General features: G+C 48.9%; 15 protein-coding genes. 5 read left to right on the top strand and 10 right to left on the bottom strand.

From position 1 onward, the window contains the following. Window positions 1-18: 18 nt before the first annotated feature. The 3 genes from E1919_RS16180 to E1919_RS16170 all read right to left on the bottom strand — a co-directional run bounded on the left by E1919_RS16180 (window position 19) and on the right by E1919_RS16170 (window position 4,464). Window positions 19-1,524: an arabinan endo-1,5-alpha-L-arabinosidase gene (locus E1919_RS16180; protein WP_162054448.1), complete on the bottom strand. Its 1,506-nt coding sequence runs from the start codon at window positions 1,522-1,524 to the stop codon at window positions 19-21. A 199-nt stretch (window positions 1,525-1,723) separates the two neighbouring features. Then, window positions 1,724-2,788 carry a glycoside hydrolase family 43 protein gene (locus tag E1919_RS16175; RefSeq protein ID WP_162054447.1) on the bottom strand — a complete coding sequence of 355 codons (1,065 nt, stop codon included), beginning with the start codon at window positions 2,786-2,788 and terminating at the stop codon, window positions 1,724-1,726. 134 nt (window positions 2,789-2,922) lie between these two features. Next, window positions 2,923-4,464 carry an alpha-N-arabinofuranosidase gene (locus E1919_RS16170; RefSeq protein ID WP_162054446.1) on the bottom strand — a complete coding sequence of 514 codons (1,542 nt, stop codon included), beginning with the start codon at window positions 4,462-4,464 and terminating at the stop codon, window positions 2,923-2,925. Between the two features lie 394 nt (window positions 4,465-4,858). On the opposite strand from E1919_RS16170, the gene E1919_RS16165 reads away from it, so the two are divergent. Beyond that, a complete protein-coding gene (locus E1919_RS16165) occupies window positions 4,859-6,115 on the top strand; it encodes a pyridoxal phosphate-dependent aminotransferase (protein ID WP_237144499.1) in 1,257 nt (418 codons plus the stop codon). An 82-nt stretch (window positions 6,116-6,197) separates the two neighbouring features. Here the strand turns inward: E1919_RS16165 and E1919_RS16160 are convergent, their stop codons facing one another. Continuing rightward, window positions 6,198-6,653, bottom strand: a complete 456-nt coding sequence (locus E1919_RS16160; protein WP_115567631.1) for an Lrp/AsnC ligand binding domain-containing protein — start codon at window positions 6,651-6,653, stop codon at window positions 6,198-6,200. 163 nt (window positions 6,654-6,816) lie between these two features. On the opposite strand from E1919_RS16160, the gene E1919_RS16155 reads away from it, so the two are divergent. Together E1919_RS16155 and E1919_RS16150 are read left to right on the top strand one after the other, a co-directional pair. Then, a complete protein-coding gene (locus E1919_RS16155; RefSeq protein WP_162054444.1) occupies window positions 6,817-7,770 on the top strand; it encodes an asparagine synthetase A in 954 nt (317 codons plus the stop codon). A gap of 316 nt (window positions 7,771-8,086) precedes the next feature. Then, window positions 8,087-9,505, top strand: a complete 1,419-nt coding sequence (locus E1919_RS16150; protein ID WP_162054443.1) for a thioredoxin-like domain-containing protein — start codon at window positions 8,087-8,089, stop codon at window positions 9,503-9,505. A 44-nt stretch (window positions 9,506-9,549) separates the two neighbouring features. Here the strand turns inward: E1919_RS16150 and E1919_RS16145 are convergent, their stop codons facing one another. The 3 genes from E1919_RS16145 to E1919_RS16135 form a co-directional block, all read right to left on the bottom strand. Further along, window positions 9,550-10,185, bottom strand: coding sequence for a YczE/YyaS/YitT family protein (locus E1919_RS16145; RefSeq protein ID WP_162054442.1), 636 nt, complete (start codon window positions 10,183-10,185; stop codon window positions 9,550-9,552). A gap of 202 nt (window positions 10,186-10,387) precedes the next feature. Further along, on the bottom strand, window positions 10,388-10,945 hold the full coding sequence (locus E1919_RS16140; protein WP_237144497.1) for a DinB family protein: 558 nt from the start codon (window positions 10,943-10,945) through the stop codon (window positions 10,388-10,390). Between the two features lie 142 nt (window positions 10,946-11,087). Continuing rightward, on the bottom strand, window positions 11,088-12,917 hold the full coding sequence (locus E1919_RS16135; RefSeq protein ID WP_162054440.1) for a M61 family metallopeptidase: 1,830 nt from the start codon (window positions 12,915-12,917) through the stop codon (window positions 11,088-11,090). A gap of 390 nt (window positions 12,918-13,307) precedes the next feature. Between E1919_RS16135 and E1919_RS27605 the strand changes: the two genes are divergently transcribed. Together E1919_RS27605 and E1919_RS27600 are read left to right on the top strand one after the other, a co-directional pair. Then, window positions 13,308-13,514, top strand: coding sequence for a DUF962 domain-containing protein (locus E1919_RS27605; protein WP_237144495.1), 207 nt, complete (start codon window positions 13,308-13,310; stop codon window positions 13,512-13,514). Next, a complete protein-coding gene (locus E1919_RS27600) occupies window positions 13,450-13,647 on the top strand; it encodes an Mpo1-like protein (RefSeq protein WP_237144489.1) in 198 nt (65 codons plus the stop codon). Before E1919_RS27605 ends, E1919_RS27600 begins: the two co-directional genes overlap by 65 nt. A gap of 63 nt (window positions 13,648-13,710) precedes the next feature. Here the strand turns inward: E1919_RS27600 and E1919_RS16125 are convergent, their stop codons facing one another. From E1919_RS16125 to E1919_RS16115, 3 genes are all read right to left on the bottom strand, one after another. Further along, window positions 13,711-14,106, bottom strand: coding sequence for a hypothetical protein (locus E1919_RS16125; RefSeq protein ID WP_162054439.1), 396 nt, complete (start codon window positions 14,104-14,106; stop codon window positions 13,711-13,713). Window positions 14,107-14,237: 131 nt separating this feature from the next. Continuing rightward, window positions 14,238-14,681 (bottom strand): septal ring lytic transglycosylase RlpA family protein, encoded by a 444-nt coding sequence (locus E1919_RS16120; protein WP_162054438.1) that lies wholly within the window; start codon window positions 14,679-14,681, stop codon window positions 14,238-14,240. An 18-nt stretch (window positions 14,682-14,699) separates the two neighbouring features. Continuing rightward, window positions 14,700-15,404, bottom strand: coding sequence for an alpha/beta fold hydrolase (locus E1919_RS16115; protein ID WP_162054437.1), 705 nt, complete (start codon window positions 15,402-15,404; stop codon window positions 14,700-14,702). Window positions 15,405-15,521 lie beyond the last annotated feature (117 nt).

Below are 15,521 nucleotides of genomic sequence, written 5' to 3'. Positions count from 1 at the left end.
AAACACCCCTTGCTACTGCTAACGTTTCTTTCCCCATATAGCGGTGCCTTGCTCATCCAATCCTGTAAAAAGCAGCGTGCTGGCCTCTTTATTTTCCCAGTCTCTTCCGCGTTCCACATACATCTTTTCGGTTCGGCCATTGCTCCATTTCAACTCCAGCCAAGGAGACTCATATGTCCAGGTACTGGCGGGGTCAGTGTTAAGTGTGCCGTCTGCATTCAACATTAAGCTGGTGGCCACCTGAAAGTCCGGAGAAACCTGCTCGTTGGCATAGCCGGGCACTATGTTGTACCTCAGCACAATCCGCTCCCAGTCCCCTACGAGTTCATCGGCAGCAACTGCCGTTTGTTCTACACCCGCGTAGCGTTCCGGAGACACCACAGGCCAGCCGCCTTCCGTCCAGTGTATTTTACGCACGTGCAGCACCATAAAGTACTTGTTCTCACCGGGCCTGCCCTGGTGCGCCATATAATACTGCCCATCATCTGCCCTGAATACGGCAGGGTGCGAGGTTCCCTGCCAGCCACTGTGGCCCATAAATTGGTAAGGCGCCAGAATCATCGGCAGGTTATCTTCTTCCTCGTTTAAATCGTTTCCATTGAAATCATAAAAAGGACCTTCCGGGGAGTCACTGCGGCCAACACGCACGTTATACTTTGTCTCCAGCCAGTCGTAGGAGATGAAAAGGAAGTACTTGTCCAACTCCGGGTTATAGATAACCTCCGGCCCTTCTATGTTACCGTTGATGCTGTTCCCGGTAGAGCCTCTTTGCGCGATTCTCCGGCCTTTGTCACCTGGCGTTGCAGCCAAGCCTGTGGCAGCGTCCAGTTTCAGCACATAGATGCCATCCCAGGCGGAGCCATAATAAAACCAATGGTCTCCGGCCTTGTCTACTACAACTGCAGGGTCGATGGCATTCGTTTGTGTGCTGTTGTTGTTAAGGGAGGTAACCACCAGATCCTTCTCTACCCAAGGCCCTTCCGGACTTGAGGACGTAGCCAGACCAATGACACTTAAACGAGGAGTGGGTTCAGGCGAGGACAAAGAGTAGTACAGCCGGTACTCGTTCCCTACTTTCATAATATAAGGCGCCCACAAAGAGTTAAAAGGAGTACCTCCGCGCTGCGTAATGAATTCGCGCCCTTTTTGAGGCAAGCCGTCAAAGGCCAGCCCTACATACTGCCAGTCTATCAGGTCTTTTGACCTTCGGACCTGTATGCCTGCCGGTACTCCACCTCCAAATGCGACATCTGTACTGTAACTGTAGTAGTATTCCCCCGCCTTAATAATGGACGGGTCATGCGTATTGTAGGGTCCCCACCTGTGGCGAAACTCGTAGGGCGCAATGTTGGCGTAAGTGTCGTTTAGCTGGTCTATATCAAAATCCGGGACATTTACTACAGGAGGTGTTGTACCCGGGCCGGTAGGTGCCGGTTCGTCCTTATCCTTTGAGCAGGAAAACACCCCCACACTTAACAGGCAGGCAGCTACTACTGCAATTACACTTCCTCGTTTTTTCTTCATATGACTTTGCTTCAATCCAAACGCCCTTCTTCCCGATGCTGTACCAGCTTAGCCCTGACTTTTTAATGTAATTTTTACATTTATTAAAATGTAGTAAAAAAAGCAGGCAACTATTATACTGCCTGCCTGCTTTTCAGCTATTACATATACAGCAATCAGCTGATTTTGTTTTAGGGCAGGGTTTGTTGCCCATATAATTTTACCTGCTTTTCTTCTTTTTTGCAGCGGCCTTCGTGCCCTCTTTTGCTGGCGCCACACCTTCCGTTGTCATCACAACACGCTTCATCGTTCCATCAGGGTTGTAAAAGATTTCATCAATGGCTACAGAGCGCCGGAAGCTACCCCCGTTCGGCTGTATGCCACCGGTATGGTATATGAAGTATGTTTTCCCTTTGAAGTCGATGATGGCTTGGTGATTGGTGTTGGAGTTGCCTGCCAGTTCATTCAGAATGCCTTTATACTCCCATGGGCCCTCAATGCTTTTGCTCATGGCATAAGCGGTTTTTTCAGGGAACTGGTAGGCATAGGAAAGGTAGTAGTTGCCCTTGTGCTTGTGCACATAAGGAGCTTCGGTAAAGTTCGGCAGGTTATCGATGGTTTTTATCGGGCCATCCAACTCTACCATGTTATCCTTCAGTTTGGCATAGTAGGCTTTCGTATTGCCCCAGAACATATACGCCTGGCCGTCATCATCTATAAAAACAGTAGGGTCAATATCATCCCAGTCAATGGAAGTGCCGGTGGTCATCTCGTTCGTAATAAGCGCTGAACCTCGGGCATCTTTGAAAGGACCTGTCGGGCTATCGGCAACGGCAACGCCTATTGCCTTTCCTGGCTTGGTATCGTCGTGGGTAACAGTTACATACCAGTAGAACTTTCCATCCTTTTCTACAACCTCTGCAGCCCAGGCGTCACCCTTTGCCCATTTAAAGTCAGATGGCTTTAGAGGCACCGGGTGCTCTGTCCAGTTTTCCATGTCCGGTGATGAAAACACCAGCCATTCATTCATTCTGTAGAAATGAAAGTCAAGTGGTGCTTCGTCGCGCCCGGCATAAAGGTAAACTTTCCCATCGTGCACAAGGGCTGCCGGATCGGCTGTATACTTGTGCGTAATGATGGGATTGCCTTTAGCACGGAAAGTAGTATCTGCAGGATTTCCAAGATCAATTGCGTTGGCAGGAACAGTTGCCACAAGGGCACCGACCGCAACAAGTAAACCTGCAAAAAAGCTTTTCGCAACAAATCTTTCACCTATCTTCTTCATTATTCTTATTTACTTCCTGTATTAAACTTGTCTTTCTTCAGCAACCTGAGTGATAGCTTCAGGCTATGACAGGTTTATTAGCAAAAGCCTCTCCAGTTTTATTAAAGAGGCTTTTGCATATGGTACTATTAAATTTACTTTAACTCCAGCACTACCACAGAGAACGGCGGCAGCTTCACCATCAGGTTATTACCTTTTAATCTGGCACCTTTAAAGTTCTCCGGCTTAATAACATTCGGGTTATCGAAGGAGTTGTAATCCTGCAGCTTTTTAGAAGTCAGCACACGGCCCGTTACGTTTTTGTATTTTGCCCCCTCAATGTTGATGGCTATTTCCTGCGCTTGCTTGGCATCGATGTTCGTCAGCGAAATGTGCGTCAGCCCGTTCTTGTCCTTTGAGGCCGACCCGGAAACAGCTGGCAGCTTCTCGTTGCCTACTACATAGCTTTCGCTCCTGATCGTCAGCGGCAGCCAGGTTGCATCCTGGTGCACATTGTACATCTCCATCACGTGGAAAGTAGGCGTCAGGATCATTTTCTCCTCGTCCGTCAGGATTACAGCCTGCAGCACGTTAATGGACTGCGCCAGGTTCGCCATCTTCACACGGTTACTGTAATTATTGAATATGTTCAGGGTAGTTCCAGCAATCATGGCATCGCGCATAGTGTTCTGCTGATACAGGAAGCCAGGATTAGTACCCGGCTCCACCTCGTACCAGCCCCCCCACTCATCCACCACGAGTGCTACCTTGTTCTCCGGATCGTATTTATCCATGATCGCGGTATGCTTCTGGATCAGTTCTTCCATAAACAGGGCACTCTTCATAGTCTGAAAATACTGCTGCTCATTGAAGGTAGTAGAAGGCCCTTTTGCACCCCAATCTATAACTGAGTAATGGTGCAACGCCACGCCTTCAATCAGGCTTTCAGGTATGTTCTTCATCAATACTTCTGTCCAGTTGTAATCCGCTGAATTGGCACCGGAAGCAATACGAAAGAGCCCGCCTGAGTTATTCCAATCGGCCAGGAAAGTGGCGTATTTGCGGTACTCGTTGGCATAATACTCTGCCGTCATGTTACCGCCACAGCCCCAGGCTTCGTTGCCGATACCCCAGAACTTCACGTTCCATGGCTCTTCACGGCCGTTCTCACGGCGCAGATCCGACATCGGGCTCTTACCGGCAAAGTTTACGTACTGCACCCAGTCAGCCAGTTCCTGTACGGTACCGGTTGCCATGTTACCTGCCAGGTAAGGCTCCGTATCCAGTAGTTCGCACATGTTCAGGAAGTCGTGCGTACCGAAGCTGTTATCCTCCGTTACCCCACCCCACCAGGCATTCACGATAGTAGGACGATCTTCTTTCGGACCAATGCCATGCTTCCAGTGGTAAGTATCGGCAAAGCAACCGCCGGGCCATCGAAGGTTCGGAATCTTCAATTTCTTTAATGCCACAACAACATCATTTCGCACACCAGCGGTATTAGGGATTTTTGTGTTGCCTTCGCCCACATAAAACCCTCCGTAGATAGACCGCCCCAGGTGCTCTGCAAAGTGCCCGTAAATATGGCGGCTAATTATTCTGTCCGGGCTAACTGGCACATTAAGGTCGCCGGTGTTCTGCGCGTAAGCAGAAAGGCTGCAGATGAGCACCAGGCATACCGTTAATACTTTTTTCATATTGTAGCTTGTGTTCGAGTAAATCATAAAAGGATAGGGTATTTGACTCTGATATTTTTTAAATGTTATTATTACATTTATAAATGTAAGCTATTAATCACATCAAAAGCAAGTATAACCTTATTAAACTTGCTAAAAAAGTGCGTGCTGTCTTCTGACATTATTCTGATTTAAAGTTACTACCCACTGGTTTGAACGTGTGTTGATGTCGATTATTTTACCTTTTCATCACTCAGGCATTTTGCTCAAGTAAAAGAAGTTAAGCAAGGCAGGCGCAAAGCAACACTGCCCTGCTCTTTCTCAGGTGCATTGTCCAAAACAAATCCGGGAGCTGCTTTCAGCTAATTTTAGAAGAAGTTGTAACTTGTAAGGCAATCAAAACATACCCACACCCATGACTGTTTCTAAGATGGCACAAAACCTTATCGGCTCCGAAATTATACGGATTGCTGGCGAGGTGAACGCAATGATAGCCAAAGGCAACCCAATATGTAACCTGACCATTGGCGACTTTAATCCCGCTATATACCCTATTCCGGAGCAACTGCGCAAAGGCATCACTAAAGCCTATGAGCAGGGGCATACTAATTACCCGCCTGCTAACGGAGTGGCGGTGCTGCGGAAGGCCGTGGCAGCTTTCACACAGGAAAAACTGGGCCTCTCTTACCCCGAGAATGACATTCTGGTGGCTGGCGGCTCCCGCCCACTGATCTATGCCACCTACATGGCCATTGTAGATCCGGGTGATAAAGTCATTTTCCCGACACCCTCCTGGAACAATAACCACTACTGCCATTTATCAGGTGCTACGCCTGTGATGATAGAGACACGCCCGGAGAACAACTTTATGCCAACGGCCGCCGACGTGAAACCACATTTGAAGGACGCTACAATGCTGGCGCTGTGCTCGCCGCTCAACCCGACGGGCACCATGTTCACACAAAAGGACCTGGAGGAGATCTGCGATTTGGTGCTGGAAGAAAACCTCAGCCGCAGCAAAGGGGAAAAGCCGCTTTACGTGCTGTACGACCAGATTTACTGGATGCTTACTTTTGGCGCTGCCGTGCACTACAACCCGGTAAGCCTGCGCCCTGAACTACGCGACTACGTGGTATACATCGATGGCATCTCTAAAAGCTTTGCTGCTACCGGTGTGCGTGTAGGGTACGCCTTCGGCCCGGCAGTGGTGCTGGATAAAATGAAGTCTATCCTGGGCCACGTGGGTGCCTGGGCACCTAAAGCCGAGCCAATGGCGACAGCCGGTTTCCTGCAGCAGCCACAGGAAGTGGACAGCTTTTTAAATGCATTTAAACCTAGTGTGCAGGAAAGCCTGGATAAACTGTATAACGGTTTCCAGGAACTGAAGGCGGCTGGCTTTGCCGTAGATGCCATTGAGCCGATGGGGGCCATTTACCTTTCCGCAAAGCTGGACATAGCAGGCAAAACTACGGCTGATGGAAAGGTGCTGGAGACAAGCCAGGACATTACCTTTTATGTGCTGCACGAGGCAAAGCTGGCGGTAGTACCCTTCTCCGCCTTTGGCTCTGACCGCGGCCTGAACTGGTTCCGACTGTCTGTGGGCGGGGCTTCTCTGGAGGATATTAAGGCCTCTTTAGGAAGGCTGCGGGAGGCATTGCAGAAACTGAGGTAAAGCTGTTTACAAAAAGAAGCTGTAATGCGGAAAAGCCGCTGCAAATCATACTGCAGCGGCTTTTGGTGTTGTGGCTTTAGCCTTATAGCAGAATCTGCCGGCTTATACTTTCTTCCAGCGAAATCAGGGTTTCCGTGCGCTGTACGCCCTCTACTGCCTGCAGTTTTTCGTTCAGCACTTCGCGCAGGTGTTTTGTATCGCGGCAGATAAGCTTGGCAAACATACTATAAGTACCTGTGGTATAGTGCAGTTCCACCACTTCCGGTATCGCTTTCAACTGCTCCACGGCATCTTTGTACTCTGAGCCTTTCTCCAGGAATACTCCGATGAAGGCACAGATATCAAAACCTACCGCCGCCGGATTCACTAATAATTGAGAGCCTTTTACCACCCCCATCTCGTTCAGCTTCTTCATCCGAACGTGAATAGTACCACCCGAAACGCCTAACTCTTTGGCGATATCAGTATAAGCACGAGTTACATCCTGCATCAGCAGCCTCAAAATCTGCTTATCCAGATTATCGATTTCATAATTCATAAGCTCCTATCCTTGCTGTTTTTTACAATGTTTCAAATATAGCATCTATTTCATATGAATATATCAATTGTGAAAAATATATTTATGGTATTGTCAATTAAGCATTAGGGTTGTTATATTTGTTAAGTATAAAATTGGAAGATCTTAATAAATCCGCAAAATAATGGAGCAACAAACCACTGGAACACCAACAGCACTGGATGCTACACTGAGTCACCTAAGTCGTACTGTTCTGCCAAAAGTTTTGCAAGTGCAGCAGGGCATTATTCGCGCCACGCATGAATTCATGTTTAAGAAAGGCCTGACGCAGCTCATGCCGCTCATGCTCTCTCCCATTACCGATCCGCTGAACCATGGCGTGGTAGATGCCACCATCCAGTACGCCGGGCAACACTGGAGCCTGACCAAGTCTATGATTTTTCATAAGCAACTGGCCTTGCTGCACGAAGACCTGGACAGCCTTTACATCATATCACCCAACGTGCGCCTCGAGTTCGCAGACCGTGCCGACACGGGCCGGCACCTGTTCGAGTTCACGCAGATTGATTTCGAATTCAAGGGCAAAGACCGCTTCTTTGTGATGGAGTTTATGGAAGAGTTGGTAAACTTTGTTTTTGCCCGCCTTAATTCAGAGATACCGGAAGTGCTGCTGGAACTCCGTGGCGAGCTGCTGCCACAATATGAGCAATGGCCTGTGTTCCGCACCGAAAAGCTGGAAGCTAGCTTGGGGCCTGACTATGAGCACCTTCAATCAAAAGAGGCCACTGCCCCTTTCTGGTTGCTGAACCACCGCCGCGAGTTCTACGACAAGGAAGACCCAAAGAAGCCGGGAACCTACCTGAACTATGACATGGTATGGCCGGAAGGCTACGGGGAAGGGCTATCCGGAGCGGAGCGCGAAAATGAGTATAATCAGATTCGCAAACGCATGGGAGACGTTGGTACGGACGAAAACATTTTCAGGCATTATTTAGAAGTTGCGAAAGAAGGTGGATTACCTAAATCTGCAGGTGGAGGCTTTGGTGTAGAACGGATGACCCGCTTTATATGCCGGCTAAAAGACGTAGACGAAGTAACTGTTTTCTCGCGCAAGCCTTTTACTTCCGCTATATTTTAATCTATTAACTGCAGTTGCGCCTTTAGTCCCGGCGGGACGATCTGTTTATAGAAATTAACTCAAAACTTCTGATAAACCTCTGGCTATAAACAGGACGTCCCGCTGGGACTAAGCACACAGCAACCATAGCTTTGCATACATCCCTTAACGATAGTATAGCTACCGTACAAGAACACAAGCGTTTTCCTTGCCTTATGGAGTAGTATCAAAAAGGCCTGCTGTAAAAAGCACGCCTTTCTTATAGACGGCTCTTTGCAGCCAACCGCGGCACTACCTCTTCCCGTAGTAAGCTAGTACAGCAAATGAAATCAAGCTTATGCTAACCGGACGCGTAAACGCACCTGAAATACAAACTGAATACGGCTGGCTTAACACCAACCGAGACTGGTCTATCAAAGACTTCAGAGGTAAAATCGTGCTCCTCGACTTCTGGACCTTCGGCTGCATTAACTGCCAGCATATTGTTCCAGACCTGAAGCGGCTGGAGGAGGAGTTTGCTGATGTGCTGGTAGTAGTGGGCGTGCACTCTGCTAAATTTGATGCCGAAAAGCAGAGCGAAACGATTCAGCAGGCTATCCGGAAGTTTGGCATTGAGCACCCCGTTGTGAACGATGCAAACTATAAACTATGGAACGAATACGGCATAAGAGCCTGGCCGACCACTGTACTCATCGATCCGAACGGGAAGGTAATAGGACAACATGCCGGGGAAGGCGTGTACCAGACGGTGCAGCCGTATATTCAGAAACTGAAGGAAGAGTTTGAAGGCAAACTAAACCGGGAGCCAATCAACTTTCAGGCAGAACAGCGCGAAGAGGAGACGGTGCTGTCATTCCCATCCAAGCTTATCAACGATAGCGATGGCAATATCTATCTCTCCGACAGCGGCCACAACCGCATCCTGAAACTGAACCAGGAAGGCCAGGTGCTGGAGGTAATCGGCAGCGGCAGGCAGGGCTTCGACGACGGCAGCTATAAAGAGGCAAGTTTTTACGAGCCACACGGCATGGCGCTGCACGGTCACTTCCTGTATGTAGCCGATGCCAAGAACAACGCCATCCGAAAGGTAGACTTAGAGCAACGGCACGTAAGCACCGCCGCCGGCACTGGGGAACTGGATTACTATTTTATGGACAATAAGGTGGACGTGCCGGTCAATCCAAACAGTCCATGGGACCTGCTGCTGCTGGAAGACAATATCTATATCGCCAATGCCGGCAACCACCAGATTCTGCGCATGGACCTCAGCACTGAAGAAGTGTACCGCTTCGCCGGCAACGGACACGAAGCGCTGGCAGATGGGCATTTACTCAAGGCAGCTTTTAACCAGCCCAGCGGGTTGGCTAACAATGGCCCTGTGCTGTATGTAGCCGATGCCGAGGCCAGCGCTATCCGGACCGTGCACACCAACACCGGCATGGTGCTCACGCCGCTGGGAAAGGGCCTGTTTGGTTTTGGGGATGTGGACGGCCACGTGGACGATGCGCTGCTTCAGCACTGTGTGGGCCTGGATATTATTGACAGCAACGTATACATAGCCGACACTTACAATGGCAAAATAAAAATGCTGAACATGAGCAGGCTGCGCGTGCACACGGTAACAGACGGACTCAGCGAGCCCAATGATGTTTTATTCTTGAACGGGCAGCTGTGGGTAACCAGCACTAATAGTCACCAAATCTTCAAAGTAGAGCCACATACCGGGGAAAAGGAGGAACTGGTGGTACAGCTGTAAGAAAGCCCGTGCACAAGTTCCCTTTAAGAGCCAACGTATCTTTATTAGGCCTTCACGTTCTCTGCCTGCTCTGACGTAAGGGAGGCGCGCAGCTTCTGGAAGAAGCCGAGTGTAACCTGGAAAATTGGGCTGATGATAAAGGTATAGAAGAACGTAACGATAAATACTGGTCCGCCTAAAAGCCAGCCGATGCCAAGCACTATACACTCCACCACAATACGCGCACGACTCACGGACAGCTTGGTTCTTTCAGCAATAGAAAGCATAAATCCGTCTCTCGGTCCTGCTCCTACACCTCCGGCAACATACAAACCTGCTCCTATTCCTACAATTATAATAGAGCAGGCAAGCTGCAGGTAGTCCCAGGGCGTATGGGAGGCATCCGGCAGAATACCCACCCACAGGAAAAAGTCCATGATAGGACCAATGAGCAAGGCGTTCAGGAAAGTACCAATGTTGATGTACTTCTTGTTCATGAACCATGACACCACTACCACTAGCAGCCCCACTACAACGCTCCAGGCACCAATGGTAAGGCCAAACTTCTGGTACAGCGCCACATTCAGCACCTCCCAGGGGTGCAGGCCCAGGTACTTCACTTTAACAGCAATGGCATTGCCAAAGCCAAATAAGATCAACCCCAGAAAAAAGAAAGTATACTGTATAACCCGATCACCCATTTCTCAATAGCTAGCTGCTCCGCTCCTGTGTATGAACACTAAAAGCGCCGCAAGAAAGCAATTTTATACGGGAACAACTCAAAAAGAAGGTAAAGCGGCGGCAACAGATAGGCAAAGTTGCAGAAATGTAAGCCACTTGTACCTGAGCTTGTCGCCTCTTACACCTTCCTGTTACATGAAAAAATAATAATTGATAAACGCCCTACGCCGCGGCCTGCTTTGCAAGCTGGGCCTTAACACGCATGGCCTGTTGTATATGGCGTTCCTCGTGCAGCACTACAAACTCCAGTGCTTCCCCTATTCGCAGCTTCAGTAGCTTGAAAAATTCCACGGACACGGCTTTCTTATGCAGGTTCGCCTTACCGGCACGTTTTAGCAGGTGCAGCAACCCCTCCTGGTGCTTCAGGAACTCTTCTACCGTGGCACGCCCGAGGGTGCTGTTGATAGGGTTCATGTGCTTCACGGTTTTATGCTTCTTTGTATGCTGCGGCCGCACCATTTCCAATGATTTCGTTCCGAGCCAGCTATAGCTTATACTTTGTACAGAAGCATCATCAGCAGCGTTAGCTTCAATAGCCTTGGCGAGGGCAGGATTATAGTAACGGCTGTAGCGGTTCAGGTGCTCCAGGCACTCCAGTATACTCCAGCTGCCGGTAGCAGTTTTGAAGTTGAGGGCACTCAGGTCCAGCGACGCAAGCTCGGAGCTTACGGTTTGGGACAGGCTGTGTGTAATTTGGGTTAAGCTCTCTAAAGTGTTCATAGCGGTCATAGTTTTATGTTAACAGAGCGAATGCAGGAGGCAAACTTACCTGGTTCCTGCATTCAAATCCAAATTCACACTTTAGCCGCCGGGAGAAGCCTCTAAAGAAACTGCTCCTATTAATGTATTGTAGCTGCTTCCACTACAAATCTCCAGGTGCTTTAAGCAGCAGGCGCTGGCGTAGTTGCTGTTGCATTGGCAGGGCACCCGGGTTATCTTCTACTACAAATTTAAGCTCCACACGCTCTTCTTCCGGCGTAAATGTCTTTTTGTGTAACTCGTTCTGCCGCAAATAGGCAAGCTCCACGGTATCCTTGCCCTCCACCTCAATCAGCGGCTTTATAAGCTGGTAAATGTTTTCCTCTGTTAAAGGCTCACCGTTTACCGCATACAGGATATCATACTTCTCCAGTCCGAATCTGTTATCCATCGGCTCGGCTATCCAGAAGAACTTCTTTTCTTTCTCAAAGCCCAGCCTGAACTCCCCGAAGGTTAGCTTCGTGCCCTCCTTCTGGTCTGCATAGGCCCAGCCAATCTTGTTGTAGTACTCCGCGTAAGGCAACGGTTTGTTGCCGATTACATAGTCATCGAAAAACTGGCGGATTTCAGGATAGGTGCTGGCTACAATCACATCAATTAACTCATCATCCTTAAAGGGCTTATTAGGGCCGTATTGCTTTGAGAGGTTCAGCATCAGTTCACGCAGGCCCATCTGCCCATTGCTCAGCTCCTTCAGGCGGATATCGAGCAGGAAACCGATAAGTGCGCCTTTCTGGTATACGTTGCTGTACATTTCCTGGTACTCCGGCTCAATAATGCGGCGGCTCATCTCCGTAAAGGACACATCTTCATACTCACTCGCGCTGCGCATTTTGTCCATCATCTCCTTCTGAAACGCCTCATAGGTTTTGAGGCCTTCCTGCAGCTGCACGAGGTGCGAGAAGTATTCTGTTACCCCTTCATACAGCCACAGGTGCTGCGACAGCTTCGGATCTTTAAAATCGAAATACTCTATTTCCTCGCTGTGCACATTAAGCGGTGTAAGGATGTGCAGAAACTCATGCGAGGCTACGTCCAGCACCATGCTCTTTAAATCATCGCCGGTTTGCTCGGGCAGAAAGTACATGGAACTGTAGGAGTGTTCTAAGGCGCCGTAGCCGCCATACCTGGTAACAGTAGTGTTTCCCATCTTCGGGAAGTACATAATGAACTGGTAGCGGTCCACGGGCATGCCACCGAAAAAGTTGGTGAGCGCCGTGGCCAGCGGTTTAATCATTTCATTGATGCTGTCCGCCTGCACCATGCCCGTTTCAGAATGCACTGCTACCGAAACTATGGTGTTGCCGGTGCGGAAGCTGGCGGTATCAGGGCGGCTGTACATGATGGGGGCATCGGCCAGGCGCACAAAATCGGAGGCCTGCACCACATCCTGCTCCGGCGACTGGTGCGTGACCGGCAGAGAGGTGGCAGCCAGCAGGTGCGTCGGCTTCTGCACGTTCAGCGTGTAAGGGAGCATCTTATAACCTTCCAGATAGCCGTAAAAGCCGAAATGGTTGATTACAAAGTTGCTGTTGGCATTAATGTTGGTGCCGCCCGGCTGGAAAATATAATTATCTTCTTTCTCTACATCCCAGGTGTCATCCACGAAGTACTCCAGGCGGTCCAGCTTTTTTGCCTTCTCAATCACGAAGAGGTTCTTCCCCTGCCGCTTTGTTTTGAGCTTCTTTCCTTTTGCATCATAAGCCTTAAAATTGCTGATGAAGCGGCCATAGTCTTTCTGTGAGTAAGAGCCCGGAATTACGCTTGGAATAATGTAGGTGATTTTGTTTTCTTTCACCTCCGGCGTGTTCACCACTACCTTCACTTTATCATTAGAAACATTCTTCAGGTCGAGGGAGACAGTATAAGTTTGTTGCGCCATCACTACAGATAACAGCAGGAGCAGAGAGCCCAGGAGGGAGATGCATTTCATGTGCACGTTTTTTGTTGTACAAGGGTAGCGGGGGCTGCGTCCCCGGCTCATAAAGTATAAGTAAAGATAAAAAGTATAATCCACTTATCCTTATACTTTACCCCCTACAACCGTGTACTTGCAGGCTAAAGCAGAGCATATTCTCAGGGAGCAGCTGGTGCAAGTGCTCTTTAGTATAATATCCCCCTGTAGTGCCGGTAAAAGGAAAGGCCGAAGGAGGGAAACCTTCGGCCTTGACCACCTTAAACAAACAAAAAACTTCAATGCATTGCTATTTGCTTTGCTAAGATAAGAACCAACTCAGGCTGTGATTGTTTGGCTGGCATAGCATTATTTATCAGAATTTTTCTTAAACAGAAAAGGCATTTTCTGTATCTTCCAGAAGAACAATTGAAACAAAAAGCCATAAACCAGCTAGCCTCCTCAAAGCGCTATACCTCCTTCAAAGAGTTTTACCCTTACTCCCTATCGGAGCATCAGAACACCACCAGCCGTGTGCTACATTTTACGGGCACTGGTTTATTAATTATGGTTGCCGTGGCGGCTATCGCTTTGGGTAAGTTTCTGTGGTTGCTGCTGGTGCCTGTTATCGGCTAAGGCTCTGCGTGGGTGGGCATTTCTTTTTTTTGAACGCAATAAGCCGGCTACATCCGAGTACCCGTTCTACAGCTTAGCGTCAGACTTCAAATTCTTCTTTGATATTTTGAGGGACAGGCAGGCAGGGGTTTGAAGCCAGTTGCAGGTAAAATGCATTGTAACAATGCTGGTAGCAAAACTCCCGGGGAAAAAATAATTACATAATAGTGGAAAGCATCATCGCTATCAATGCTTTTACCGCATGCATCACCACATTTGGGCTAGAAGCAGCGTCTGCGCTATCTTCCTCTGAAGAGAAAGCATTTTTGAAATAGGCCACCGGACTAGCCAGCACTTCCGTATCCAGCATAGATTTCTCAGGGGGTTTGTTGCTTACTTTCTGCCTGGCCTTCGCAGAATTAGTATCACCGATAACAGCTGTAACTGTTGACTGGCTGTTCGTATGCTCAGAAACAGTAGTTGCAGCTGCTGTAGTACTACTTCCCCCATTATTATTCGTACTTGCCTGGGCAGTAGGAACAACTACCATACACAGCAGCAGTACTGCTGCCACAGGTACATATTCACGCATTTGCTGCCACAGGTTTTTCATGCTCAAAACTAAAAATAAAATTTATACCAAACAATAATTCAGTAGGATAATTTAGAGAATATAATTCTTACTATAGTAAACATATCTCCACTATTGTCATACCGTTATATACACGAATAATAACCTCACCCTTACTTGCCTTTGGCAGGTTTAATTACTTTTAACTCTACAGGCACTACACCTGCTTTTATGAAGTCCAGCCGCCTCGCCGCCTTTTCTGATAAATCAACGATTCGTCCTTTTATAAAGGGGCCTCTGTCTGTAATTTTCACCTTCACGCTCTTATTTGTTTTAACGTTGGTCACCTTCACCTTGGTTCCCAGGGGCAGCGTGCGGTGTGCGGCGGTCATCTTTCCCCGGCGGTATGGCTGGCCATTGGCCATGTCACGGCCCTGAAACTTGCGGGCATAGTAAGAAGCTTTTCCCTCCTCGGTATAGCCACGCTCCCCAAAAGCCGGTTCCGAGCTGGCACAGGAGGAAAGGCAAACGGCCACACAGCCGGCGGCTATTGCGTGTTTTGCCCAGGTAGCAGCAGCATGTAAGGGTGTAGAAATGGGGCGTAAGGACTGTAACATAGATTTATGCTGATATTTTTATATTAAAACGGTTGCCTGACTGATGAATTGCCTGATTTCCTGGTTTAACTTATCCACAGAAACAGTTTCGAGGGGATGGCGTGTAGCCGGAAGCACCTGCAGTTGTGCCTTTGGAAGCTGCCGGTACGCCCAGAGCGTCTCCTCCACGCTCACCATGTTGTCCTGGTCGCCCACGGCTACGTGTATGGGCACCTGTATCTGCGGCAGCACATCGGAGGTAAGGGCGGGCTGCTCCCCTAGGTGCAGCATCATTTCAGCAGTTTTATGCATTACCTGCTTCCAGTGCACCGGATGGTGCCGCAAAGCCAGCGCCTGTGCAAAAGCAGGCACCTTCTCCTCTATTTTTTCCGGGTTCAGTAGCTTCGTCTCTTTTGCTGCCGTTTCCGGGGACCAGGCAAACTTAGTAGCCAGCGTAAAAATGCTTTTCACGCGCTGCGGGTGCTGCTGCGCCAGGCATAAGGCGGCATAACCGCCCATGCTATAGCCAAAGATATGCGTACTGCTGATTTCCTTTTCCTCCAGCAGTTGGAGAATATCCTGCACAAACAACTGCATGCTGAAGGGCTCCTGCGGGAGAGTCCTCCCCCCATGGCCTGTAAAATCCAGCGTATGAACCTGAAACTGTTTCTGCAGGGCATGCGCAAGAGGTTCCATGGTAGAGGCGGCGCTAAGGGCGCCATGCAGCAGCAGTAAATTCTCCATAGGTAACGCAACAGCCTGGTTTGACTAAGCCCAAAGTTAAACTTTTACAGTCGCAAAATTATAAAACTCCTAAATTGGCAGCGAAAATATGCTAATATACCTACATCAGAAAATTAT

This window comes from Pontibacter pamirensis, assembly GCF_010015475.1.
Taxonomy (GTDB): Bacteria; Bacteroidota; Bacteroidia; order Cytophagales; family Hymenobacteraceae; genus Pontibacter; species Pontibacter pamirensis.
This window is presented reverse-complemented; position numbering and strand designations above follow the sequence as displayed.

Coding starts and splice junctions, on each gene's coding strand:
- E1919_RS16145 (WP_162054442.1), bottom strand. CDS start 10,185: ATGGGTGATCGGGTTATACAGTATACTTTCTTTTTTCTGGGGTTGATC.
- E1919_RS16140 (WP_237144497.1), bottom strand. CDS start 10,945: ATGAACACTTTAGAGAGCTTAACCCAAATTACACACAGCCTGTCCCAA.
- E1919_RS16160 (WP_115567631.1), bottom strand. CDS start 6,653: ATGAATTATGAAATCGATAATCTGGATAAGCAGATTTTGAGGCTGCTG.
- E1919_RS16115 (WP_162054437.1), bottom strand. CDS start 15,404: ATGGAGAATTTACTGCTGCTGCATGGCGCCCTTAGCGCCGCCTCTACC.
- E1919_RS16155 (WP_162054444.1), top strand. CDS start 6,817: ATGGAGCAACAAACCACTGGAACACCAACAGCACTGGATGCTACACTG.
- E1919_RS16165 (WP_237144499.1), top strand. CDS start 4,859: ATGACTGTTTCTAAGATGGCACAAAACCTTATCGGCTCCGAAATTATA.
- E1919_RS16150 (WP_162054443.1), top strand. CDS start 8,087: ATGCTAACCGGACGCGTAAACGCACCTGAAATACAAACTGAATACGGC.
- E1919_RS16180 (WP_162054448.1), bottom strand. CDS start 1,524: ATGAAGAAAAAACGAGGAAGTGTAATTGCAGTAGTAGCTGCCTGCCTG.
- E1919_RS16170 (WP_162054446.1), bottom strand. CDS start 4,464: ATGAAAAAAGTATTAACGGTATGCCTGGTGCTCATCTGCAGCCTTTCT.
- E1919_RS16120 (WP_162054438.1), bottom strand. CDS start 14,681: ATGTTACAGTCCTTACGCCCCATTTCTACACCCTTACATGCTGCTGCT.
- E1919_RS16125 (WP_162054439.1), bottom strand. CDS start 14,106: ATGAAAAACCTGTGGCAGCAAATGCGTGAATATGTACCTGTGGCAGCA.
- E1919_RS16135 (WP_162054440.1), bottom strand. CDS start 12,917: ATGAAATGCATCTCCCTCCTGGGCTCTCTGCTCCTGCTGTTATCTGTA.
- E1919_RS16175 (WP_162054447.1), bottom strand. CDS start 2,788: ATGAAGAAGATAGGTGAAAGATTTGTTGCGAAAAGCTTTTTTGCAGGT.